Annotated in this window: 15 protein-coding genes; 10 read left to right on the top strand and 5 right to left on the bottom strand. The window is 62.7% G+C overall.

The genetic code is table 11. From position 1 onward, the window contains the following. Window positions 1–275 precede the first annotated feature (275 nt). Complete coding sequence (locus AOC04_RS10625; RefSeq protein ID WP_060693155.1) at window positions 276–1,376, bottom strand: FUSC family protein; 1,101 nt, start codon at window positions 1,374–1,376, stop codon at window positions 276–278. A gap of 350 nt (window positions 1,377–1,726) precedes the next feature. Between AOC04_RS10625 and AOC04_RS10620 the strand changes: the two genes are divergently transcribed. From AOC04_RS10620 to AOC04_RS10595, 6 genes are all read left to right on the top strand, one after another. Beyond that, window positions 1,727–2,635, top strand: coding sequence for a LysR family transcriptional regulator (locus tag AOC04_RS10620; protein WP_060693153.1), 909 nt, complete (start codon window positions 1,727–1,729; stop codon window positions 2,633–2,635). Between the two features lie 180 nt (window positions 2,636–2,815). Continuing rightward, the gene (locus AOC04_RS10615; RefSeq protein ID WP_060693151.1) at window positions 2,816–4,360 is read left to right on the top strand and encodes an MFS transporter; all 1,545 of its coding nucleotides are present in this window, start codon (window positions 2,816–2,818) and stop codon (window positions 4,358–4,360) included. Then, window positions 4,357–5,421: an HlyD family secretion protein gene (locus AOC04_RS10610; protein WP_060693149.1), complete on the top strand. Its 1,065-nt coding sequence runs from the start codon at window positions 4,357–4,359 to the stop codon at window positions 5,419–5,421. The genes AOC04_RS10615 and AOC04_RS10610 overlap by 4 nt, the downstream gene beginning before the upstream one ends. Then, entirely contained in the window at window positions 5,418–6,848 is a 1,431-nt protein-coding gene (locus AOC04_RS10605; RefSeq protein WP_060693147.1) for an efflux transporter outer membrane subunit, read from the top strand. Before AOC04_RS10610 ends, AOC04_RS10605 begins: the two co-directional genes overlap by 4 nt. Before the next feature lie 163 nt (window positions 6,849–7,011). Continuing rightward, entirely contained in the window at window positions 7,012–8,331 is a 1,320-nt protein-coding gene (locus AOC04_RS10600) for an MFS transporter (protein ID WP_060693145.1), read from the top strand. Window positions 8,332–8,440: 109 nt separating this feature from the next. Then, window positions 8,441–8,644: an MbtH family protein gene (locus AOC04_RS10595; RefSeq protein WP_060693142.1), complete on the top strand. Its 204-nt coding sequence runs from the start codon at window positions 8,441–8,443 to the stop codon at window positions 8,642–8,644. Between the two features lie 188 nt (window positions 8,645–8,832). Here AOC04_RS10595 and AOC04_RS10590 read toward each other — a convergent pair whose 3' ends face one another. The 4 genes from AOC04_RS10590 to AOC04_RS10575 form a co-directional block, all read right to left on the bottom strand. Continuing rightward, entirely contained in the window at window positions 8,833–11,004 is a 2,172-nt protein-coding gene (locus AOC04_RS10590; protein WP_060693140.1) for a TonB-dependent siderophore receptor, read from the bottom strand. 98 nt (window positions 11,005–11,102) lie between these two features. Then, entirely contained in the window at window positions 11,103–12,122 is a 1,020-nt protein-coding gene (locus tag AOC04_RS10585) for a GNAT family N-acetyltransferase (RefSeq protein ID WP_060693138.1), read from the bottom strand. Window positions 12,123–12,283: 161 nt separating this feature from the next. Further along, the gene (fhuB, locus tag AOC04_RS10580; protein ID WP_060693137.1) at window positions 12,284–14,272 is read right to left on the bottom strand and encodes a Fe(3+)-hydroxamate ABC transporter permease FhuB; all 1,989 of its coding nucleotides are present in this window, start codon (window positions 14,270–14,272) and stop codon (window positions 12,284–12,286) included. Continuing rightward, window positions 14,265–15,176 (bottom strand): ABC transporter substrate-binding protein, encoded by a 912-nt coding sequence (locus tag AOC04_RS10575; protein WP_060693135.1) that lies wholly within the window; start codon window positions 15,174–15,176, stop codon window positions 14,265–14,267. Before AOC04_RS10575 ends, fhuB begins: the two co-directional genes overlap by 8 nt. Window positions 15,177–15,369: 193 nt before the next feature. On the opposite strand from AOC04_RS10575, the gene AOC04_RS10570 reads away from it, so the two are divergent. The 4 genes from AOC04_RS10570 to AOC04_RS10555 all read left to right on the top strand — a co-directional run bounded on the left by AOC04_RS10570 (window position 15,370) and on the right by AOC04_RS10555 (window position 24,092). Beyond that, window positions 15,370–16,977 carry a cyclic peptide export ABC transporter gene (locus AOC04_RS10570; protein WP_060693133.1) on the top strand — a complete coding sequence of 536 codons (1,608 nt, stop codon included), beginning with the start codon at window positions 15,370–15,372 and terminating at the stop codon, window positions 16,975–16,977. Between the two features lie 814 nt (window positions 16,978–17,791). Beyond that, window positions 17,792–18,550: a thioesterase II family protein gene (locus tag AOC04_RS10565; RefSeq protein ID WP_060693131.1), complete on the top strand. Its 759-nt coding sequence runs from the start codon at window positions 17,792–17,794 to the stop codon at window positions 18,548–18,550. Between the two features lie 39 nt (window positions 18,551–18,589). Further along, complete coding sequence (locus AOC04_RS10560) at window positions 18,590–19,570, top strand: TauD/TfdA family dioxygenase (protein WP_060693129.1); 981 nt, start codon at window positions 18,590–18,592, stop codon at window positions 19,568–19,570. Window positions 19,571–19,619: 49 nt separating this feature from the next. Continuing rightward, a complete protein-coding gene (locus AOC04_RS10555; protein WP_060693127.1) occupies window positions 19,620–24,092 on the top strand; it encodes a condensation domain-containing protein in 4,473 nt (1,490 codons plus the stop codon). Window positions 24,093–24,099 lie beyond the last annotated feature (7 nt).

Here is a 24,099-nt window from a genome sequence, read left to right as displayed (position 1 = left end):
CGAAAGAGGGAAAACACTTCTATGAAGTTGCTGTTTTTATTTAAATATTTTTAAAAAACAATCAGTTGTAGTTGTTATTACGGCTTGAAAGTCCTGCAAAATGTTAGTAATCCCACTGTTTTAAGTGAGGATTTCATAATCTTTATTGCGATATGTCATTTAAATGTGTGCTGTGCCAGTCAACCACTGCGTATGAAGTGTATTTTTCCGGCACAGACTGACTGCAGCCTTTCAACAGCGCGCAAAGCCCCTGGCACCCAAGGGCCGGCATCACGCTATTTAGGCTCCGCGCTCGGGTCCTTTAAAAACAGATGCCGATGGCCTTTCTGGTAAAGCGCGGCATGCAACTCGTCATTGAGGTCGGTCAGTTGCCTGAGCATTTGCAGGCTGAGCCAGACAAAGGCATAAAACTGGGTTTCGCTGACCTTGCCATCAATGCTTTTGAGCACAAGTTCTTTCAAATCGTTGGCTTTCTGGCGTAGTTCACCACTGATCTGGTTGTCCGAAATACCGTTGCACAGCTTGTTCTGCAGTGACTCGAGCGCTTGCGGGATCAAGCGATTAAGGTCGCGCAAGGCGGGCTCGCTTTCAATCAGCTTATGGCTTTCATGGGAGGCCCAGTAGGCATCAATCATCAGGCTCATGGTGGTGAACAGATTGCGGTGCAGGGTCTGCAGGGAGTTGAAGACTTCGGGTTTCAGATTGCTTTCGTTACTGGCGGCCGATACGTAATTGCGTAGCTTGATCACTGTATCCAGCTCATCTTTCAACTTGTCCTCCAGACTGGGCCGTTCCAGCACCCGCGGGGAAAAGTACGCTTCATACAACTCACTGAGTTTGCCCAGGCTTTCGCTGAACTTGATTCGCATGTCGGTATAGGCCCGTTGCGGATAAATACTGGTGAAGAGCATGGCCAGCACCGAGCCTGCCAGCACATAAATACTGCGGGTGATTGCAGACTCCATGTCATTGGGCGGTGCGCAGCTGACCACCGCCAGGGTTGCGCCGATCAACAGAGCCATATACGGGTGTTTGCCCAGGGTCAGGTAACCGGCGATAAACATCGTGACCGCGCTCCACGCGAGCATTGCCGGAAACGAGTAGATCTCCATGTACAGCCCCGCCAGACCGGACAGCGCGCCAATGACGGTACCGAAGGTGCGCTGTACGGCGCGGGAAGACACATTGCCCCAATAAGGCTGCGGGCCCATCACGATCAGCATGGTGATCAGGGCGTAAGACGCGCCGTCGAGCTTGAAATATCGAATGGCCACGAAGGTGGTCAGAAAGGCGAGACTGATTCGCGCAGCATGAATCCAGCGGCTGTATTTACAGAGCAGCCGTTCCAGATTCGAAATTTTATTGCCTAGCTGCATAAAGCCCCCAAACCCTGTCATGTAATGCGCACGGAGCGTAGTTCAGGAACAGCCGGGCCACCACCGACAGCGGGAGGGTGCTGTGGCGGGGTGAAGAAGAGGGACACTATTCGGGGAAGAGTTGTGGCGTGGTTCAGGCAATAAAAAAGGCCATTACCATCATGGGGATCCGGTAATGGCCAAAAATCTCAACCAAAGAGAGCGTCAGGCCGAGGCCTGACGGGAAACAATGTATCAATCCCTAACTTAGTTAGCTACCTAACAAAGCGCGATACAGTTTTACCTGCTATGCAACAATCCTCAACTGCCCGTCTGGCGATGCTGCGCGTTAAACGCTACCCTTTGGCCCCATGCAAATACCTGACTTGAATCTGCTGGTTGCCCTGAACGTCTTGCTCGAAGAGGGCTCGGTAGTGGGGGCTGCCCGGCGCATGAACCTGAGTGCTCCGGCCATGAGCCGCACCTTGACCCGCATACGCGATGCCTTGAACGACCCGATTCTGGTGCGCTCGGGACGAGGGCTGGTGCCCACCCCCCGGGCGCTGGAGTTGCGTGAGCAGGTGCGGGGCGTAGTGGAGTTGGCCCACGGTGTCTTCACCCAGAGCCAGGACAGTGATCTGCGCCTGCTGGAGCGCACCTTCAGCATTCGCGCCAATGACGTGTTTTTCGGTGTATACGGCGGCGCGTTACGCCAGCAAATGGCGCTGGACATGCCCAAGGCTTCGCTGCGGGTCGTACCTGAAGGCTTCACCGATGATGAAGCCTTGAGCGAAGGGCGTATCGACCTGGCAATCTGTGCCACCAACAAATTCAGTTCAGATATCAAGGTTCAGCGGCTGTTTACCTGCCCCTTCGTGGGGCTGGCTCGCGAAGATCATCCGATCTTCGATCAGCCCATCACCGCGCAACGTTTTATCGCCTATGACCACATCAGCGTGTCGCGCCGGGGCCGGGCCCGCGGGCCGATTGATACGGTGCTAGCCGAGCAGGGGCTGCAGCGCCGGGTGTCCTTTACCACGCCCACTTTTTACTCGGCGATTTTTGCCCTGGCCGGCGCTGATTTGATCTTGCCGCTGATGCCCCAGGTTTTGCTCAAAACCCTGGCCCCAATGGGTTTGAAACTGCGTCCGTTTGAGTTGCCGATCACCCTGCAACCGGTTGATATCGTTCAAGCCTGGCACCCGCGGCTGGACAACGACCATGCCCACCGATGGTTGCGCCGCACCCTCAAGACATTCTGCGATAACGCCGTGGCCTGATCGCGTCTCTTTTGCAGCCTCGAACTGACTGTGGATTGCGTTCAACGCACTCCACAGTTAGCTATTTATCAATTTTTGTAGCATTGCCAGATGGTTAAACTTTTCGTCATCTAAGAAGACGGAGTCAGCCATGTATTGGCGTTTTAAACGTGCGCGTAATTCGGCGCCAGGGGGCCTGGTATGACCTCGCTGGCCGCCGGTTCCTCGATCGCCGCGCCAGCCAAATCACCCCTTGCGAATGCTGCATTTGGCCTGCGGATTTTTACCGGGCTAGTGGGGGTATTGCTGGCGGTACTGGTTTCGGGGTTCAACGAAAACGTGACCAAGGTAGCAATGCCTGATATCCGCGGCGCCATGGGCATTGGCTATGACGAGAGTACCTGGTTGCTGGCGGTGTACAGCGCCACGTCCATCAGCGCCATGGCGTTTGCCCCCTGGTGTGCTGCGACGTTCTCCCTGCGCCGATTCACCCTGTGCGCCATTGGTGCTTTTTTACTGCTGGGCATCCTCTGTCCGCTTGCCCCTAACGTCGATGTACTGATGGTGCTGCGCACCTTGCAAGGGTTTGCCGGTGGCGCGTTGCCGCCGATGCTGATGTCGGTGGCGCTGCGGTTTTTACCGCCGGGCATTCGTCTGTATGGTCTGGGCAGTTATGCACTGACCGCGACCTTCGGCCCCAGTTTCGGCACGCCGCTGTCCGCATGGTGGGTGGAGTATGCCGGTTGGCAATGGGCGTTCTGGCAGATTGTGCCGTTAAGCCTGCTGGCAATGATCTGCGTGGCCTGGGGCTTGCCGCAGGACCCGCTGCGCCTTGAGCGGTACAAGCAGTTTGACTGGCGCGGACTGCTCCTGGGTTTGCCGGGCTTGATCATGCTGGTTCTGGCGCTGGAGCTGGGCCAGCGTCTGAACTGGTTCGAGTCGACAATGATCCGCTTTTTCATCTTCGGCGGCGGCACACTGCTGGTGCTGTTTTTTATCAACGAATGGTCGCATCCACTGCCGTTCTTCAAGTTGCAACTGCTGAAAATCCGCAATCTGGCGCACGCCTTGCTAACGCTGGGCGGGGTGCTGTTTGTGCTGCTGGCGGTGATCAAGATTCCCTCCGTCTATCTGGCCCAGATCCAGGGCTATCGCCCGCTGGAAACCGCTCCGGTGATGTTGCTGGTGGCGCTGCCGCAATTGATTGCGCTGCCGCTGGTGGTAGCCCTGTGCAACCTGCGATGGGTCGATTGCCGCTGGGTTCTGGCCATCGGTCTCGGGCTGCTGGCACTGGCCTGTGGCATCGGTTCGCAAGTGACGGCGGTGTGGAGCAGGGAGGATTTTTATCCGTTGCAGGCGATTCAAATCATCGCCCAGCCGATGGCGGTGATCCCTTTGTTGATGCTGGCCACAGGCGGCCTGAACCCGGCCGACGGGCCTTTTGCCTCGGCCTGGTTCAATACCGTCAAAGGCTTTTCGGCAACGGCCGCGGGCAGCCTTCTCGGGGTGCTGACGCTCAACCGCGAGCACTTCCACTCGACGATGCTGATCGATCGTCTGGGTAACGCGCCGCTGGTGCCCGGCAGTACCGACCTGGCGCACCGGATACACCAGCAGGCGGTGGTCCTGACATCTTCAGACCTCTATCTGTACATGGCCGGTCTGGCGCTGTTGTTAATTGTATTAATTCCTTTTGGCCCGACGCGGATCTATCCGCCGGGCACACCTGTTGGAGCCGTGAAATGACCACAACAATCGGGCGCAAGCCCTGGATGCTGGGCACTGCGGGCCTGGTGGCGATAGTCGTGCTGTACGGGTTATGGCGACTGATCTTTGGCGCCAGCACAGTTCAAAGCACCAATGATGCTTTTGTCAGTGCCGACTACACCTTGATCGCGCCAAAAGTCGCGGGTTTTATCGATGAGGTGCTGGTGCAAGACAACCAGCCGGTCAAGGCCGGTCAGTTGCTGGCACGTATTGATCCGCAGGACTACCAGACCAGCCTGCAAGCGACCCAGGCCAATGTGGCGACGGCCCAGGCACAACTGGCCAACGCGCTGGCCATGCTGGAGCGTCAGCGTTCGCTGATCGAGCAGGCCAGTGCCACGGTTGACGCTGATCTGGCCCAGGTTGAGTTTGCCCGGCATGAATTGCAGCGCTATGAACATCTGGCCGGGCAGGGCGCGGGCACGCTGCAAAACTCGCAGCAGGCAAAAAACCGTTCGCAGATTGCACGTGCCGAACTGGCTCAACACCGTGCTGCGCTGGAGGCCGCCCGCCAACAAACCCGGGTGCTGGTGGCGCAAACCACCGCTGCCCGGGCGTCGGTGCAGCATGCCGAAGCCTTGCAGGCCCGGGCCGAGCTGGACTTGTCCCACACCCGGCTGGTGGCGCCCTTTGATGGCGTGGTCGGCCGGCGCAGTGTGCGCCTTGGTGCTTATGTCAAACCGGGCGATACGGTGCTGGCGGTGGTGCCGTTGGCCCATGCCTATGTGGTCGCCAACTTTCTGGAGCGCCAATTGACCCACGTGAGCCCCGGGCAAAGGGTCACGATCAAGGTCGACAGCTTTCCCGGCGAAACCCTGCAAGGTGTCGTCGACAGTATTGCGCCGGCCACAGGGGTAACGTTCTCGGCCATAGCCCCGGACAACGCCACGGGCAACTTCACCAAAGTGGCGCAGCGCATTGCGGTGAAAGTCACCCTGGACCAGGGGCAGCTGTCAGCCGGGCGGTTGCGCCTGGGGATGTCGGTGGATGCATCCATCGACACCACGGCCACTCCCAATGAACAGGTCAGTGTGCGATGAAGTCTGTTTTTCTGGTCTGCGCTGTGGCCTGTTACAGCGTGCTGGGTTTGAGTGGTTGTGTACTGGGTCCAGATTTTCAGGCGCCCGTGCCGCAACTGGCGGAACGTTGGGCGCCGGTGGCAAGTGAGCAGGGGCATAGCCGCACCGTCGAGTCCGCGGTAGACCCGCGCTGGTGGGACAGTTTTGGCGATGCGCAATTGTCGGCTCTGGTGCGCGAAGCCCGGCAGAGCAACTTTGATGTGCAACTGGCGGCCAGCCGGCTTGAGCAAAGCCGGGCCATTCGCCGTCAAATTGCGGCTGACAGACTGCCTGCGGTTGATGGGTCGCTGGCTTACAGCCGCAGCCGCAACAGTCAGGAGGGGTTGAACGATCCCTCGGGCCACAGTGGCAAACAAGCGTTCAACCTTTGGAATGGCGGGTTGGGGATCAGTTGGGAAGCCGACTTGTGGGGCCGGGTCAAACGATCTGTAGAAGCGGCCGATGCATCGGTGCAGATGGCCGAAGAAGATCGCCATGGCGTGCAGTTACTGGTGATCGTGCAGACCGCCCAGCACTATATCCAGTTACGTGCCACCCAGCAGGCACTGGCAGTGGTGCAGCAAAACCTGCAGATTGCCCGGCGCAGCCTGGAGTTGACCCGGTTGCAGGTAAAAGAGGGTGTGGCCACCGACCTCGAAGTGTCCGAAGCGGCTGCCCAGGTGGCAGAGATCGAAGCGCGGACGGCGCCTTTGCAACAGCGCAGCGCGCAGTTGATCAACGCCCTCAGCCTGCTGCTGGCCCGAGAACCACGGGCGATGGCACAGCAATTGAGCGAACCGCTGGCGGTCCCGGCCTTTGTGGCTGATGTACCGGTGGGTTTGCCCAGCGAACTGGCGCAACGGCGTCCTGATATCCGTCGAGCCGAGGCGCAGCTGCATGGGGCCACCGCCTCGATCGGCATGGCCCGGGCGGATTTCTATCCGCGCATCACACTGTCCGGCAGCCTCGGATTTCAGGCGATGCAACTGTCTGATCTGGGCAGCTGGGGGGCGCGCAGTTTTGCCTTTGGTCCGGGCATGAGCGTACCGCTGTTCGAGGGCGGGCGTTTGCAAGGGGCGTTGCAATTGCAGGAAGGACGCCAGCAAGAGGCGGCCATTGCCTACCGCCAAACCGTGTTACGTGCCTGGCACGAAGTGGACGACGCCATGGTCGCCTATCAGGCCGGCCAACGCCGGCGCGACAGCCTCAAACAAGCGGTGGAGCATAGCCAGCATGCGCTGGACAGTGTTCACCAGCAGTACGCCCAGGGCACTGTGGACTTTCTTAACGTGCTGACCGTACAGAACGTGTTGCTGGCCAACCAGGCCGCGCTGGTCGAGAGCACGGCCCAGGTGTCGTTGTCATTGGTGGATGTATACGCCGCGCTGGGCGGGGGCTGGCAGGGATAGATGTCTGCTGCTGGAAACTGGCTTGCCAGCGATAAGGACGCCCCGTTGTGTCTGAAGCAGCGCTGGCAAGGTGGCTGTCACAGAAGAGGGTCGGATTTGTTATGCTCGCGCCCTCGACCTCAAGCGCCAACATAGGCGCGTCCAGTTCACATTGAGCGTAATTATGTCTGCCGATACCCAAGCCACAACGGTGCGTTTTTCCCGTTCCGACTACAGAACCCTGGGGCTGGCAGCTCTGGGCGGGGCGCTGGAGATCTATGATTTCATCATTTTCGTATTCTTTGCCCTGACCCTCAGCCAACTGTTTTTTCCGCCGGACATGCCCGAGTGGCTGCGCCTGCTGCAAAGCTTCGGCATTTTCGTGACCGGCTATCTGGCGCGTCCGCTGGGCGGGATCCTGATGGCGCACTTTGCCGACCATCTGGGGCGCAAGCGGGTATTCAGCCTCAGTATCCTGATGATGGCACTGCCATGCCTGCTGATCGGCATCATGCCCACTTACGCCGATATCGGTTATTTCGCGCCACTGATTCTATTGGCACTGCGCATCCTGCAGGGGGCAGCGGTTGGCGGGGAGGTGCCCAGCGCCTGGGTGTTTGTCGCGGAGCATGCGCCGGCAGGGCGCCGGGGCTTTGCCCTGGGGTTTCTACAGGCCGGTCTGACCTTCGGCTATCTGATCGGGGCCTTGACCGCGACCCTGCTGGCACAACTGTTTACCCCGGCAGAAATTCTCGACTACGCCTGGCGTTTCCCGTTCCTGCTCGGCGGGGTATTTGGCGTGATTGGCGTGTGGTTGCGCCGCTGGCTCAGCGAAACCCCGGTATTTCTGGCTTTGCGCGAACGCAAGGAAGGCCGGGCAGAGTTCCCGTTGCGTACCGTTTTGCGCGATCACCGCGCGTCATTGTTGCCGGCGGCCTTGCTCACCTGCGTGCTGACCAGTGCCGTGGTGGTGTTTGTGGTCATCACCCCGACCGTGATGCAGCAGCGCTTTGGCATGACGGCCAGCCATACCTTTGCCCTGAGCAGCCTGGGCATCGTGTTTTTGAACGTCGGTTGTGTGCTGGCCGGTTTGATCGTCGACCGCATCGGCGTCTGGCGCAGCATCGTGCTGTACAGCGTGCTGCTGCCGCTGGGTATTGGCCTGCTATACGCCAGCCTGGTCGGTCAATGGGCATTGCCCGGCCTGGCCTACGCCTTCGCCGGCCTGACCTGCGGGATTGTCGGGGTAGTGCCTTCGGTCATGGTCGGCCTGTTTCCGGCGCCGATCCGCGTCTCGGGGATTTCCTTCACCTACAACATCGCCTACGCGCTATGGGCCAGCACCACGCCGTTGCTGCTGATTGCACTGATGCCCTGGAGTGCCTGGGTGTGCGTAATGTTCTGCGCGATGATGGGCCTGGTCGGGGTATTGACGGCCCGTCGTTACGGCTTGAATCGAGACAATCTGGTTGAGCGCCGGTTGGTGGCCAAGGCTGAAATGTAACGAGGGGAACGGGGGCGGGACTAATTTGCGGGCTGTGTCGTGCGTCTTCCATGGGCAGGCCTGTGTTTGTGACACAGGCGCGCCCAACTATCTGCAGGAGACAAGACTGATGGCATTTGACCGTGAAGACACGCAGTTTCTGGTGGTGATCAACGAGGAGCAACAGTACTCGATCTGGCCCGAGTTCAAGGCCGTGCCGCTCGGCTGGTCGGCGGTAGGTGCCGCGGCCTCCAAGGCTGACTGCCTGGCCTACATCGAAGCCCACTGGACCGACATGCGCCCGGCCAGCCTGCGCGAGGCGATGCGGGCCTGATGACATTGCGGCGCTAGACAGACACAGCTCGCGAGCAAGCTCGCTCCTACAAAGAAAAGCGCCGCTGGCCCCGAAATGGGCAGCGGCGTTTTTTGCACATTCAACACCCCACCTCCTGTAGGAGCGAGCTTGTCTCGCGAGCTTTGCCATACGCACACAGCTCGCTCCTACAGGATTTGATGTCTGGTTTACCAGCGATAGTTGACCGACCCGATCAACGTGCGCTCGTCGCCATAGCGGCAAGAGACGTTGCAGAACAGGTACTTTTCGTTGGACAGGTTTTGCGCCTTCATGGCCACGGTCCAGTTGTCGTCGACTTCATAGCTGACTTTCGCGTCGAACAGGGTGTAGGCGTCAACCTTCTCGTCGAGGTCCGAGCTGGAGGTGCGGCTGGTGCCCATGTAGCGGGCGCCACCGCCGACCACGACCTTGGGCAGGCCCAGGGCGCTCAGGCGATAGTTGGCCCACAGGCTGGCCATGTGGTAAGGCACGCCGTCGATGCGCGTCCCGACCCGGCTGGCCACGGAGTCTTCGGTAATCTTGGCGTCGGTGTAGGTGTAGGAAGCAGTGGTGCTGAGGTTGGCGGTGATATCGGCTTTTGCCTCCAGCTCGACTCCCCGGGAGCGGGTCTCACCGAACTGCACGGTGTTGCCGGTGAGGTCGGTGCTCAGGGAGTTTTTCTGCTTGAGGTCGTACACCGCAGCACTCAACAGTGCATTCATGCCTGGCGGGGTGTAGCGCACGCCCATTTCGTACTGTTCGCCTTCGGTTGGCTCGAACGAGGTATCGGCGTTGGCGTTGAACACGTTGGCCGGCAGGAACGACTGGCTCCAGCTGATGTACGGCGCCAGGCCATTGTCTGCTTCATACACCAGGCCTATGCGGCCAGTGGCTTTCTTGTCTTCGCGTGGCGTGCGCTTGCCGGTGGCATTAGCATAGGTGCGGCTCTCGGCCCAGTCCTGGCGACCCCCCAGGACCAGAATCCACTTCTCGTCGAACTTGATCTGATCCTGGACGTACAGACCGGTCTGCGAACTGTGCAGGTCTGATCCGCTATCGGCCGACGTAATGGTGGTCGGCGCGTCGTATACCGGTGCGTCGGGGTTGAACAGGGACGTGGCGCCAGCGTAGCGATGCGAGTCGTAGGTCTTGTGGTAGTAATCCACGCCGGCCAGCAGAGTGTGCTGCCAGCGGCCGCTGTTGAGGGTCCATTGCACGTTATTGTCGCTGGTCCAGCCTTCGGAGTGCTCACGGCGGATGCTCGCCCTGCGGGCCAGAAGACCCTGCTTGCGCAAGGCGGCACTGCCGGTATCGGCAATTTGCATGTAGTCCCAGCTCAGGTTGGCATCGAAGTGGCGCAGCGAGTGGAGGATTTTCAGGTCAGGCGTGAAGCTGTGCTCGAACAGGTAGCCGATGGTGGTCGAGTAGTTGTTGTAGTGATCGAAGCCGCGCTCGCCGGTGAACAAATCGCGGTCGACCTTGGGGTAACTGGTGCTGGCTGACGTCGTCAGGTCGTAGTCCAGCGGCGGGGCGAAGCCGGTGCGGGTTTCCTGGTAGCTGGCGAGGAAGGTCAGCGAGGTGTCTTCGTCCGGACGCCAGGTGAAGGCCGGGGCGATGTAGCGACGGTCATCGGGGGCGTCGACGGTCTGGGTGTCACTGTCGCGCCACAGGCCCGTGAGGCGGTAGGAAAACTGCCCTTCGTCGTCGAGCGGGCCGCCCAGGTCGAAGCTGTACTGCTTGCGCGCATGGCTGCCGTATTCCACGTTGACTTCATGCAGCGGGACATCCGTCGGGCGCTTGGTGATGGTGTTGATCAGGCCGCCGGGCGACAGCTGGCCGTACAGCACCGAAGAGGCGCCCTTGACCACTTCCACGCGCTCCAGGCCGTAGGGTTCGATACCGCCGTCATACACGCTGCCTTGCAGTTTCATGCCGTCGCGCAGAATACCGCCGGTGCCCGAACCCACGTTGAAACCACGGATCACGAAGTCATCCCCCACACGGCTGAAACCGCCTGGCTGGGTAATCACCCCCGGGGTGAAGCTCAGGACTTCGGCCAGAGTGTCGGCCTTGCGTTCGTCCATTTCATCGCGGGTGATGATCGACACCGACTGCGGGATTTCCTTGATCGCTGCGTCGGTCTTGCTCGCGCTGGTGCTGCGCGTCGCCACCGGGCCGCGCACATGGCCGGTGGGGTTTTCGACTGCTTTGGCATTGATGTTGGTTTCCTGCAGCTCCAGCGCCCCCCCAGGAGCGACGGCATTGGGTTGGTCGGCGGCGAGGGCTGCGCTCAGTGGCAGGCCACTGAGACACAGGGCCAGCACCAAGGGATGGTAGGCGAAGAGGTTCTTTGCGTGCATGGAGGTTCCGGAGTGTGGAGTGATTTTTTTAGTAGGTATGAAGCAAGCCGCGCACTGCCCGATCCCCATCAGGCAGCACGCGGCCGTATTGCGGTCGGTCAAGGGTGGAAGTCGTCGAAGAAAGTCTCGCGTTCCAGGCGCAGCAGGGCGGCTTTCTTGTGCGCCAGGGTGATGGTCTTGAGCCTGCCGAAACCCTGGGACTCAAGGAAACCGATCTGGCGGGTATGGTCGATCCGCGGTTCGCCGAGAATGCGCTGGGTGCGCGGCTCGTCGATGAACATGTAGTGCATGAGCGAGCGGAACCAGCCCTTGAGCTTGCCCGCGCTCTGGTGCTTGCTCTCGCCGACCACCACGTGCCAGCCGCGGTCATGGTCCTGCGCATCGTAATAGGGGGCGATGCGGTCTTCCTTGCACCAGTAGATCTCGAAATAGGCAAACGGCTCGTCGTTGTAGCTACCGATCAGTGGCAACACCCGCGGGTCGTCAAGCATCTGTTGCAGGTACGCGGCATGCTCATCCAGGCTGCCGGTCTGCTCCCAGAAAAACGCGACCTGCTCCAGGTTCATCCAGCGGTTGAAACGCTCAAGGTCCTGAGCGATGTCCACGGTACGCAAGCTGAAGGTGGTATTGAGGCCGGGCAGTTCGCGGCGATAGACCTCGCCGTGGGGGATCGGTGGCCGCTGCGGGTGGCGCTTTTCGCCGCTGAAGGTGTAGCGCAGCGGCATGCCGGCGGCGGAGCTGGTGGTAAGCCAGGGCAGCGGGTGTTGCCAGAAACTGCTGCGCGAGCAGGCCAGGCGCGCCGTGTGGCCGTCATGGCCAAGCAGGGTGTCGAACACCCCCTGGCGTATGGCATCGCGTGCGCGGTCGAGGGAGAGCGGGGCACTGACTTCCAGCAGCGGGACGCGAGACGAATTGCAGAAGACCTGGCCCAGCAGCGCCAGCAGGCCACTGACCGGGAACGCCTCGGACAGGTTTTCCAGTTGCACATGGGCGTCCTGGCGGCGGAAATACACGGGGGCAACACCCTCGATGGTCAGGCTGGCATTACCATCGTCCGCCATCCGGGCGATCACGCGGCGGCCGTCAGCCAGAAGAAGGGTGAAGTTTGGCGTGGTCATGATGCTTCTCCGTTAGTGTTTTCTCGCGTATGCCGGCCCGAAAACAACTGCCCGGCAGTGGCCGGAGCAGTTCATCCAGGCGAAGCTTAGGTAAAACTGTAACGAATGGGAATCAGAACTATTTAGATTTTATTTCGAACCAGCCTTTGCGTGGTCCCGACTCAGCGTTTACGCGCCAGCAACCACATGAAATACGGGCCGCCAATGAACGTGGCGAACATCCCGGCGGGGATTTGCCACGGGAACACCAGGTTGCGCCCCAGCCAGTCAGCCAGCACCAGCAGCGTGCCGCCCAGCAGGGCCGAAAGCATCAATTGCGCGACCGGCCGTTGTGCGCCCAGCAAGCGTGCCATGTGCGGTGCGATCAGGCCGACAAAACTCAGCGGCCCGACCACCAGGGTGGCTGCTGCGGTCATCACCGCAGTGAGCAGCAGCAACACCAGACGGCTGCCGCCCAGTGAAATCCCCAGTGCCCGGGTGCGTTCGGCGCCCAGTGGCATGATCGCCAGCCAGCGGTTGCACAACGGCGTGACCAGCAGGAACAGCGCGGCCAGGGCACAGATAAGGACTGCCTGGCTGGCGTCGATGCGATAGGTCGAGCCGGTCATCCAGCTGAGCATCAGCAGCACCCGCGAATCGCCGCTGACCATGAACAGCGCGGCAAAGGCATTGAGCAGCGTGCTCAGGGCCACGCCGGTGAGCAGCATGCGGTCCGGTGCGAAGGCGCTGCGCCAGCTCAGGGCGACGATGGCCAGCAAGGCGAGCAGGGCGCCCAAAGTGGCGGCCAGCAACAGCACCAGCGGGCTGAAGCCGGGCACCAGCAGCAGGGCAAAAATGCCGCCCAGTGCGGCACCGGAACTCACCCCGAGCATTTCCGGGCTGGCCATGGGGTTGCCGGTCATGCGTTGCATCAAGGTACCGGCCAAGGCCAGCAGGATACCGGCGCCAAAGGCCGCGGCTACCCGTGGCGCGCGCCATGGCAGCAGGGCGTCGAATGCTGCCCCGCTGCTGAAATACCAGCCATCCGGGCCGCGGCCCCAGGTCAGTGCGAGGAACAGGGAAATGGCCAGTGCCGCGAGCAATATCCAGCCGATGCGCTTTAGCGGCGCGACGTGAGCGCTGGCGCGCGGGGCTGGCGGGTTGAGGCGGGTTTCATGCAGGCGGGTCAGCAGCACCAGCAGCAGCGGCGCACCGAGGAACGCAGTCAGGATGCCGGTGGGAATTTCACCCCCCAGCAGCGGCGCCAATGCCTGCACCACCTGATCGGCCAGCAACAGCAGCAGGGCGCCGAACAAGGGTGCCCAGAGCAAACGCTGGCGCAGGGTGCGGGCACCGGCCAGGCGGGCCAGGGCGGGAGCGGCCAGGCCGACGAAGCCGATCACCCCGACACTGGCAATGGCGCTGGCACTCAATGCCACGGCCACGGCCAGAGCCATCAGGCGCAGGCGGTTGGGCGACAGGCCCAGGCTGCCGGCCGCTGCATCGTTGAGGCCCAGCAGTTGCAGCGGACGGGCCAGCAGCGCGGCGAGCAGTGCGGCCACGCCAAGGCGCGGCGCCAGGTGATACACGTCCTGCCAGCTGTTCTGGTTCAGCGAACCCGATTGCCAGATGAACAGATTGCTCAAGACCTCGTGGTTGGCCAGCACCAGCAAGGTGCTCAGGGTCCCGCAATACAAGTTGATGATCAGCCCGGAGAGAATCAGCGCCACCGGCGACAGGCGCCGGCTCCAGGCCAGGCCCAGCACCGCGAGCATGCCCAGGGTGGCCCCGGCCAGGGCCACGCCTTCCTGGCCGCCATCGAGCAGGCCCGGGGCATAGATCGCGCAGGCGGAAAGGGCCAGGTAGGCACCTGAAGCAACGCCCAGGGTGGTCGGTTCGGCAATGGGGTTGCGCAGCACTTGCTGGAATATCACCCCGGCCAGGGCCAGCGCCGCGCCCACCAGCAGGCTGATCACCAGGCGCGGCAAAAAGCTGTAGCGCACCAGCAGGGCGGGCAGATCGTCGGGCGACGCCGGGCCGATGGCGGTGCTCCATGAAACTTGGGCCAGCAGCGAATTACCCTGGTGGACGCTCAGGGCCAAGGCAATCAATAGCAGCCCGAGGGCCAGCCAGACCGGTTGGCGGCGCAGGCGTGAAGAGTGGTCAGGCATGCTTGGTTTCCATGGCGAGCAGTTGTTCGGTGATGGACAGGGCCAGGCGTTGCGCGGTCAGCAAGCCGCCGCTGGGGTAGAACCGTGGCAGCCCCAGGGCGCGGCCTTCGCGGATCATCGGCAAGGCGCGCCAGATCGGACTGTTATCCAGCCGGCGCTGCGCGGCCAGAGCTTCGCGGGGGTTGGTGTAATACAGCAGCGAGGCGTCGGGCTGCTCAAGCAGGGTCTCGATGCCCACCGCGGGGCTGCCACCCCAGGCATTGGTCCGGCCCTGATAGGCATTGCGTAAACCCAGGCGCTCGAGCACTGCCTGATACATGCCTTTGGCACCGAACAGCAACAGGTGGCGACCGTCCGGGTTGAGGCGCGCGATGTACACCGGGCGATGGCTGACAGGTGCCAGCCTGACGCGCAACTGCTCCAGCAGGCGGTCGGTCTGCTCCAGCAACGCCTGTGCCTCGGCGCGCCGCTCCACCAGAGCCCCGAGGTCCAGCAATACCTGGCCGGCATTGCGATAGGGCTGTGCGTTCGCGGTATAGATATCGAAGGTGCGCAACGGCGCGATGCGCGACAGCAAGGTACCTTCCAGCTGCCACGAAGTGCCGATGATCAGCTCGGGCGCCAGGCGTTGCAGGTACTCCAGGTTGGGCTCGATGCTCGGGCCCAGGTCGATGACATCTCCGGGCAATTGCGGGCTGGCGACGAACTCGCGATAGAACCCGGCGTTGACCACCGCCCGGGGTGCCACCCCTAGGCCGAGCAGGCTTTCGGTAAGGGCAGGCTCGAAACTGACAATATCGACTTTCGGCAATGTCGGGTCGCCAGCGCGGACCACAGGCAAGCCGCACAGCGCGACCGGCAACAACGCGAGGCCGGTCAGGGCCCGACGGCGGGTAATGGGCATTGCAACAGACTCCGAAGCAGACAGGTCGCCTCCAGGCGAGAATGAGAGTCTATAGCAACAGCACCTGATTCCCAATACCTGCAATAATGCCGCGTCCTAAAGAATCCGCCACAGGCTTCGTCTATTCCGGGAACCCAATTTATCGATGGCGCCGGCGTGACGGCCTGCGCCAGCCGACCCCCAAGGAGACACCATGTCATTGTTCGGTATGCTGGTTCGCACCTCGCACACACGGCTGGCCGTGGCCATTGGCGCAAGCCTGGTCTGCGGCCTGGCCAACGTGTTGCTGGTGGCGCTGATCAACCAGGCCCTGAATGCTCCACTGGACGGCCTGGCCAGCTACGCGCTGCCTTTCGTGCTGGTGATAGCCCTGGTGATGGGCAGCCAGGTGCTGTCCAGGGCGTTGTTCGCCTACCTCAGTCAACAAGGCCTGGCGACCCTGCGCATGCACATTTCACGGCATGTAGTCGCGGCGCCCCTGCGCGGGCTGGAAAAGGCCGGACGCGGGCGGATCCAGGCGGCCCTGGCCGATGACACCACCACCTTGTCGAACTTCTTCACCGGCTTCCCGATGCTGGTCACCAGTGCCGTCGTGGTGCTCGGGTGTCTGGGGTACCTGGCGTACCTGTCCTGGGTCATTTTTCTGGTTTCAGTGCTGGCCATCGGCCTTGGCTCCCTGGGCTATCACCTGTGCCATTCCCACATGCTGCAGTACTTCCGCAAGGCCGGTGCCAGCCAGGACGAACTCTTCGGTCATTTCGACGCCATGGTCTCGGGGGCCAAGGAACTCAAGCTCAACCGCTCCAAGGCCCGGCGTTTTCTTGATGAAGTGCTGGTCAGCGCTGTCGAGCAAGTACGCCGCAACCGGGCCAAGGGCCTGATGCTGTTTGCCATTACCGGTGGCTGGGGCCGCCTGCTGTTTCTGATACTGATTGGCCTGGTGCTGTTCCTGCGCCTGTGGGTGCCTTCCGATACTGCCGTGATCACCGGTTACGTGATGGTCTTCCTGTACATGATGGGCCCGCTGGAAGGCGTACTGCTGAACCTGCCACAGATGAGCCAGGCGCGAGTCGCCAGTGCGCGCATTGAAGCGACGCTTGCGCAATTGCAGGCTGAAACCTGCTCGCAGACCCCGGCACCTGCCGTCCAGGCCAAGGGTGTAACCCTGGAGCTGAATGGCCTGACCCATGGCTATTTCAGCGAGCGCGAGGATGAAGTATTCACCCTTGGCCCGGTGGCGCTGACCCTCAAGCCCGGCCAGATTACCTTTCTGGTCGGTGGCAACGGCAGCGGCAAGACCACCCTGGCCAAGCTGATTGCCGGCCTGTACGTGCCGGAAAGCGGCGAAGTGCGGGTCGATGGCCGGCCGGTGGCAGCGCAAGAGCGGGACGATTATCGCCAGCTGTTTTCGGCGGTTTTCTCGGACTTCCACCTGTTCGACACCCTGCTCGAAGCGCCGGACTCCAGCCTGGACAGCCAGGCGGCGCAATGGCTGAGCAAGCTGCACCTGGACCACAAGGTCAGCGTCAGCAACGGTTCGTTTTCAACCCGTGAACTGTCCCAGGGCCAGCGCAAGCGCCTGGCGTTGATCGTTGCCTGCCTTGAAGGGCGGCCGGTGATCATCTTCGACGAATGGGCCGCTGACCAGGACCCGGCGTTTCGCGAAGTGTTCTATTGCGAACTGCTGCCTGAGCTGCGTGCCCAGGGCAAGACGCTGCTGGTCATCTCCCACGATGACCGTTACTTCCACCTGGCCGACCAGTTGATCAAACTCGAGCGCGGCCAGATCGTCAGCCGGTAGTCGCTGACGAGGAACGAGGCTGCGATCGGCGGCGCAGCCGTCGTCAATCATGCACCCCGGTGTGTCAGGCATATCCTGGGTTGAGGGATTGCGGGCGTTGCCCGATCACAGCCTCGCAAAGCTCGTCAGCGACTACAGGTATTGCTTGCCGCAGGGAGGTCGACACCGTCGCTGTCGCAAATCCTTGCCCCTCGGTATGTCAGGTACCTCACGGGTTGAGGGATTGCGGGCGTTGCCCGATCACAGCCTCGCAAAGCTCGTCAGCGACTACAGGTATTGCTTGCCGCAGGGAGGTCGACACCGTCCATGTCGCAAATCCTTGCCCCTCGGTATGTCAGGTACCTCACGGATTGAGGTTTTACGGGCGTTGCCCGATCACAGCCTCGCAAAGCTCGTCAGCGACTACAGGTATTGCTTGCCGCAGGGAGATCGACACCGTCGCTGTCGCAAATCCTTGCCCCTCGGTATGTCAGGTACATCACGGATTGAGGTTTTACGGGCGTTGCCCGATCAAAAATCCCAACCGCCCCTGTAGTCGCTGACGAGCTTTGCGAGGCTGCGATCGGCGGCGCAGCCGTCGCCAATCATGCACCCCGGTGTGTCAGGTACACCGCGGTCTTAGCCGCTACGGGCGTTGCCCGATTACAGCCTCGCACGGCTCGTCAGCGACTACGGGTTCCGGGCATGTCTGGGGCTTTGCAAATAATAATATTTATCAAAGGCAGTTAATTCCCTACGTATTTCTTTCGTCCTTATTAGCAGTGTTTCAGGCAAGGCCGGTCCGGCTTGTCGACTGCTTTTAAGGAGATCCGCAGTGTCCGTCGCCCCCCATCCCATCCGCCTTTTCTGCTTCGCCTGTTCCGGCGCGAGCGCCATGGCTTTCGCTCCGTGGCGTGCAGCCTTGCCGGCCTGGCTCGATGTGCAACCGGTCGAATTGCCCGGCCACGGCTGGCGTGGCGATGAACCGTTGCAGGTGGATATGCCCGCCCTGGCTGCAAGCCTGGCGGCAGAGCTGGCGCCGATGATCAACGGCCCTTACCTGATGCTCGGCCATAGCATCGGCGGCGTGGTGGCCCTGGAGGTGGCCCATGCCCTGGTCGCTCTGGGGGTCGAGCCGCCCGGCGCGCTGATCGCCGTCGCCAGTACTGCCCCCGGCCAGCGCGATGGCAATCCCGATGCCCGGCCCATGACCGATGCCGAACTGATCGCCGAGTTGCATCGCCTCGACGGCACGCCCCGGGCTGTGTTCGATGACCCTGAAATGCTGGCCATGGTGCTGCCGGTGCTGCGCGCCGATTTTCTCCTCGGTGACCGCTATCGGCCGCCTCAGCGCAGCCCTTTGCCTTGCGCGCTGCATGTGTTCGGCGGGCGCGACGACAGTGTCGCGGTCAGTGCCCTGACGACCTGGGAAGCCGAATGCAGCGGCCCGTTCCATCTTGAAATGTGCACCGGCGGGCATTTTTTCCTGCACCGCCAGCGCGCCGATTTCCTCGAGCGCCTGCTCAGGCTGTGCCTGGATTTACGCGAGCAGGCACCGCGTCTCTCGCTCCCTTCATTGCACGCCCTGGGTTGATCCGGGTCGTAGCGCCGTCCTTTTTTCGCGGAGTCTTCCATGCTTGATTCACGCTTCGATATCCGGCCCCTGCGCCATGCCGACACCCCCTTGCCTCTGCTGATTGAAGCCCGCGAGCCCGGCCTTGAACTGCAGGCTTGCCTGCCCGCGCTACGGGCGCTGATCGACCAGCAACTGCTGGTCGCCGGTGGCGTATTGCTGCGCGGCTTCGAGGTGCAGACCGCCGAGCGCTTTCGCTCTTTCGCCACGGGCTTCGGCTCGGACCTGCTCACCTACGAGTTCGGTTCCACCCCGCGCAGTAACGTCACCGCCGGTATCTACACCTCCACCGAATATCCGCCGCACCAGCACATCCCGCTGCACAACGAACAGGCCTATACCCGCGACTGGCCAATGAAAATCTGGTTCTTCTGCCAGCAGGCCTCGCCCGTAGGCGGTGCGACGCCGATTGGTGATAGCCGGGCGATTTATCGCCGGGTCGGTGAACAGATTCGCCAGCGCTTCGCCAGCAAAGGCCTGATGTACACCCGCAACTACGGCAACGGCCTGGACGTGTCCTGGGAGCAGGTGTTCAACACCCAGGACCGCAGTGTCGTGCACGCCTACTGCCAGGCCCACGGCATCAGCCTGCAATGGAAAGACGATGGCGGCCTGCGCACGCGCCAGGTGTGCCAGGCGGTAGCCACCCATCCCCGTACCGGCGACGCCGTGTGGTTCAACCAGGCACACCTGTTTCACGTGTCCAACTTGCCCGAAGAGGTACGTGAAACCCTGCTCGATCTGGTGGACGAGGAGGACTTGCCCCGCAACGTCTATTACGGCGACGGCAGCCCGCTGGAAGAAAGCCTGCTGCAAGACATTCGCGGCGTGATGCAGCACGAGCAGGTCGAGTTTTCCTGGCAGGACAACGACGTGCTGATGCTCGACAACATGCTCACCGCCCACGGTCGCGCGCCGTTCCAGGGGCCGCGCAAAGTGGTAGTGGCCATGGCCGAACCTCACGGCGCCGATGTGCGCTGAGTACCCCTCGACTCTTTTCTGATTTTTTGCGATTGCAGGAGGACGCCCCATGGCCATCCCACATCAGCCTCAACCCCACTCCCTGATCGAGATGCTGGCGCAGCGCGCCGAGCAGCAAGGCGAACAACTGGCCTTGCGCTTTCTCGGTGACGGCAACCAGACCACCGAGCTGTACACCTACGCGCAACTGGATGCCCGGGTCCGGCACCTGGCTGCCTGTCTGGGGCAGCACGCCGGGGAGGGCGACCGGGTGCTCCTGCTGCTGACCAACGGCCCCGACTACATCGTGGCCTTTTTCGCGTGCCTGTATGCCGGTCTGATTGCAGTGCCGGCCTATCCGCCGGAACGCAACCGCCAGTTCCATACCGAACGCCTGCAAGGCATGGCCATGGATGCCGAGCCGTCGTTGATCCTCTGCGAGCATGCGGCCCTCGACGCTTCCCGGTTGCTGCGCGATGGCCTGACCCTGGCGCACCTGCCGGCCGTGGCCAGCGTCCAGGACCTTGAGGCGCAAGCGCCCCGGGCCTGGCAACCGCGTACGGTGCCGGGCGATGCCGTCGCCATGCTGCAATACACCTCCGGCTCCACCTCCGAACCCAAGGGCGTCGAAGTCACCCACGCCAACTTGCTGGACAATCAGCGCCTGCTGCAAATGGGCTTCGGCACCCGCCCCGGGGATGTATTTGTCAGCTGGCTGCCGCTGTACCACGACATGGGCCTGATCGGCGGCATGCTGCAGCCGATCTATGCCGGTGTGCCGCTGGTGTTGTTGACCACCCAGCACTTCCTCGCCCGGCCGGCGCGCTGGCTCCAAGCGATTCACCGCTACGGCGGTACCCTCAGCGGCGGCCCCGACTTTGCCTTCCGCCTGTGTACCGAGAGCGTGCGCGACAGCCTGCTTGACGAGCTCGACCTGAGCCAGTGGCGCGTTGCGTTTTGCGGTTCCGAACCGGTACGGGCCGACACCCTGGCCGACTTCGTTGAGCGCTTCTCCCCGGCAGGACTGGCGGCGACCACCGTGCACCCGTGCTACGGCCTGGCCGAAGCGACCCTGATGGTCACCAGCAACACCCGTGGCGGCCCGTACTACACCCTGCATGTGGACCACGACCAATTGGCCCTGGGCCGGGTGGTTGCCGATCCGCACGGCACCGAAATGGTCAGCAGCGGCGGTTTGCTGTTCGACGATCAGGTGCGCCTGATGAACCCGCAGACCTTGCAGCCGGTGGCTGAAAACACCGTGGGTGAAATCTGGGTCCGCGGCCCCAGCGTGGCCCGTGGCTACTGGCGCAACCCCGAGGCCACCGCCAGGACTTTCCTCGACCTGCCCGACGGCCGCTGGCTGCGCAGCGGTGACCTGGCGTTCCTGCATCAGGGCGGTCTGTTCATCACCTCGCGGGCCAAGGACGTGATCATCATTCGCGGCCAGAACCGTTACCCGCAAGACATCGAAAAAGCTGTGGAGCAGGGCGTCGAAGCGGTGCGCAAGGGGCGTGTCGCGGCGTTCCCGGTGCAGGTCGACGGTCGCGAGTGCATCGGCATCGCCGCCGAGATCGGGCGCAGTGTGCAAAAGAAATTCGACCCCCAAGTGTTGATCGAAGCCATCGACCGGGTGGTCAGTGACACCCAGCAGGAACCGGCCAGCGTCATCGCCCTGCTCGAACCGGCCGCCTTGCCCAAGACCACCAGCGGCAAGCTGCAGCGCTCGGCCTGCCGCCAGCGTCTGGAGAGCGGTGAACTGGGGGCTTACCACGTCTATCGTCGACCGCTGTTAAACCCGCGTGCAGCCGGGCAGGCCGGTGCCGCACCCCGGGGCCATACCGAACAGCGTCTGGCGGCGATCTGGTCCGAGGTGCTTGAAGGCACCGAGATCAGCCGCGACGACATCTTTCTCGCGGTGGGCGGTCACTCCCTCGCCGCCGTGCAAGTACTGGCGCGAGTGCGCAGCGAATTCAACGTCGAATTGCCGTTGAGCGCGCTGTTCGCCGCCAGCCCCCTGGCCCTGCTGGCCGCCTCGGTTGACGCCGCACCACGTCTGGCCGCCGGGGTGCCATTGCAGGCACTGCACGCCAGCGGGCCGCAGGCCATGTCGCCGGTACAACGCAGCCTGTGGCTGGCGCAGCAGTTGGGTGCAGAACAGGGTGGCGCGGCCTACAACATGGTTGCCCAGTTGCGCTTGTGTGGCGAGCTGCGGGTGGAGGCCCTGCAAGCGGCACTGACGGGTTTGCTGCAGCGTCAGGCGAGTTTGCGCAGTGCTTTCGTGCCGGGCCCGGATGGCGTGGCTCTGGTGCACTGTGCCGCCCGGGTGGAACTGGCCTTGCCGGTGCTCGACCTCAGTGGCCTGCGCGATGCCGAACAGGCCACTGCGCTGGCGGTGGCCGAGGCCGAAGCGGCGGGGCAGGCGTTCGACCTGCAGCGGGCGCCGCTCCTGCGCGCCACGCTGCTGCGCCTGAGCGACCAGGAATATCGACTGCTGTTGAGCATGCATCACCTGATCGGCGATGGCTGGTCGTTTGGCGTGCTGGTCCAGGAACTGGGTGCGGGCTACCAGGCGCAACTGGCGGGCAGCCCGTCGGCGCTGGCACCGTTGAGCATTCAATACAGCGACTACGCGGCCTGGCAGAACGCCCGGTCCGGCAGTGCCGAGCGCCAGCGCGAGGAGGATTTTTGGCGCAACTATCTGCAAGACGCACCGCAGCAACTGGCCTTGCCCACTGATCGTGCGCGTCCATCGACCCCGCACACAGGGGGCTCCAGCGTGGCCTTGCAGCTCGACGCCGAGCAGGTCGGGCGTCTCGAAGCCCTGGGCCGTGCCCACGGCGCCAGCCTGTTCATGGTCCTGCGCGGTGCTTTCGACTGGCTGATGCATCGCCTCACCGGCCAGGACGATTTGATTTATGGCACCGATATCGCCGGTCGACCGCGAACCGAGCTGGAACAACTGATCGGCTTCTTCGTCAACATCGTGCCGCTGCGCGCCCGGGTACACCCCCAGCAATCGTTCAACCAGTGGCTGGCCCGGGTCAGCGAGGATTCATTGAGGGTCCTCGAGCAGGCGGACTTGCCCTTCGAACAGATCGTCGAGGCCAGCGGTGTGCCCCGCCAGCGCAACCCGTTGGTGCAGGCGCTGTTCGTGTTGCACAGCATGCCCCGCGGGCAGTTCGCGGTGCCGGGGCTGAGCGCCGAACTGCTCGGCGCGCCAGCGCAAACCTCAAAATTCGACATGGCCCTGTTCCTGACGCCCAATGCCTGTGGCCTGGGCGGCGAGTGGGTGTTCGCCACGTCGATCCTTGACGAGGCGCGGGTGCGTTGCTGGGCCGAGGCCTGGGTCGACCTGCTCGGGCAAATCCTCGCCGATCCCGATCGCCCCCTGGACGCATTGACCCTCGCTGCCTTGCAGCCCACGCCCGTCGCCCCGGTCAGCGGGCGCTCGCGGCTGGATGCCAAACGCGACAAGCTGAAGTCCTTCACCCGCCCGGCAACGTCGCCGGTGGCGATGGCTGCCGTGCGCTGCAGGCCGCTCAATGTGGGTAGCGAGTTGCCGCTGGTGATTGAGCCGGTCAGTGCCGATCTCGACCCCTGCGTGTGGGCCAGCCAGAACCGCGAGTTCATTGAAACCAGCCTGCGCCGCCATGCCGGCCTGCTGTTCCGTGGCTTCGGCCTGAGCACCGCGCAAGACTTCGAAGCTTTCGCCGAGGCCATCCAGCCGGGCCTGTATGGCGCCTATGGCGACTTGCCGAAGAAAGAGGGCGGGCGCAACACCTACCGCTCCACGCCATACCCCGAGCGGCAGATGATCCTGTTCCACAACGAAAGCGCGCACCTGCGGCGCTGGCCGCGCAAGCAGTGGTTCTTCTGTGAGCAGCCGTCGCCGGTCGGCGGTGCCACGCCCATCGTCGATTGCCGGGCGATGTACCGCGCGTTGCCGGCCAGTCTGGCCGAGACCTTCGAGCGTAAGGGGCTGTTGTATGTGCGCACCTTCACCCCGGGCTTCGATGTGGACTGGCGTGATTTCTACAAGACCGACCAGCGTGCCGTGGTCGAGGCGGCCTGCCGCGAGCAGGGCGTGGCGTTCGAATGGCTGGCCAATGGCGGCCTGCAAACCCGTACCCCTTGTCCGGCAGTGATCCGCCACCCCTACACCGGGGAAAAGTCATTTTTCAACCAGGTTCAACTGCACCACGACTATTGCCTGCAAGCCGATGTGCGCCGCGACCTGCTGGGCATCGTCGGGGCCGGGTTCATGCCGCGCCAGGTGTATTTCGGTGATGGCACGCCCATCGACGACGTGGTCATGGAACAACTGGGTCAGCTCTATGAAACCTGCGCGGTGCGCTTCGACTGGCAGCGTGGCGACGTGGTGATGCTCGACAACATGCTGGTGGCCCACGCCCGCGATCCGTTCGAAGGCCCGCGGCGGATCGTCGTGGCCATGGGCGAAATGACCGACCGTAGCGTGTTCGATGGCGCTGCCCAAGACAACCCAGAGCGCTCGGGCCAATCGGCCGGGCTGCCTGTTTAAGGACACT

The sequence above is a fragment of the Pseudomonas versuta genome, from assembly GCF_001294575.1.
Taxonomy (GTDB): domain Bacteria; phylum Pseudomonadota; class Gammaproteobacteria; order Pseudomonadales; family Pseudomonadaceae; genus Aquipseudomonas; species Aquipseudomonas versuta.
The sequence above is the reverse complement of the archived record's forward strand: the minus strand, read 5'-3'. Positions and strand labels throughout refer to the sequence as shown.

Bases quoted from the DNA above. Each gene is read 5' to 3' on its own strand.
- AOC04_RS10625 (WP_060693155.1), bottom strand. From the start codon at position 1,376: ATGCAGCTAGGCAATAAAATTTCGAATCTGGAACGGCTGCTCTGTAAA.
- AOC04_RS10620 (WP_060693153.1), top strand. From the start codon at position 1,727: ATGCAAATACCTGACTTGAATCTGCTGGTTGCCCTGAACGTCTTGCTC.
- AOC04_RS10615 (WP_060693151.1), top strand. From the start codon at position 2,816: ATGACCTCGCTGGCCGCCGGTTCCTCGATCGCCGCGCCAGCCAAATCA.
- AOC04_RS10610 (WP_060693149.1), top strand. From the start codon at position 4,357: ATGACCACAACAATCGGGCGCAAGCCCTGGATGCTGGGCACTGCGGGC.
- AOC04_RS10605 (WP_060693147.1), top strand. From the start codon at position 5,418: ATGAAGTCTGTTTTTCTGGTCTGCGCTGTGGCCTGTTACAGCGTGCTG.
- AOC04_RS10600 (WP_060693145.1), top strand. From the start codon at position 7,012: ATGTCTGCCGATACCCAAGCCACAACGGTGCGTTTTTCCCGTTCCGAC.
- AOC04_RS10595 (WP_060693142.1), top strand. From the start codon at position 8,441: ATGGCATTTGACCGTGAAGACACGCAGTTTCTGGTGGTGATCAACGAG.
- AOC04_RS10590 (WP_060693140.1), bottom strand. From the start codon at position 11,004: ATGCACGCAAAGAACCTCTTCGCCTACCATCCCTTGGTGCTGGCCCTG.
- AOC04_RS10585 (WP_060693138.1), bottom strand. From the start codon at position 12,122: ATGACCACGCCAAACTTCACCCTTCTTCTGGCTGACGGCCGCCGCGTG.
- fhuB (WP_060693137.1), bottom strand. From the start codon at position 14,272: ATGCCTGACCACTCTTCACGCCTGCGCCGCCAACCGGTCTGGCTGGCC.
- AOC04_RS10575 (WP_060693135.1), bottom strand. From the start codon at position 15,176: ATGCCCATTACCCGCCGTCGGGCCCTGACCGGCCTCGCGTTGTTGCCG.
- AOC04_RS10570 (WP_060693133.1), top strand. From the start codon at position 15,370: ATGTCATTGTTCGGTATGCTGGTTCGCACCTCGCACACACGGCTGGCC.
- AOC04_RS10560 (WP_060693129.1), top strand. From the start codon at position 18,590: ATGCTTGATTCACGCTTCGATATCCGGCCCCTGCGCCATGCCGACACC.
- AOC04_RS10555 (WP_060693127.1), top strand. From the start codon at position 19,620: ATGGCCATCCCACATCAGCCTCAACCCCACTCCCTGATCGAGATGCTG.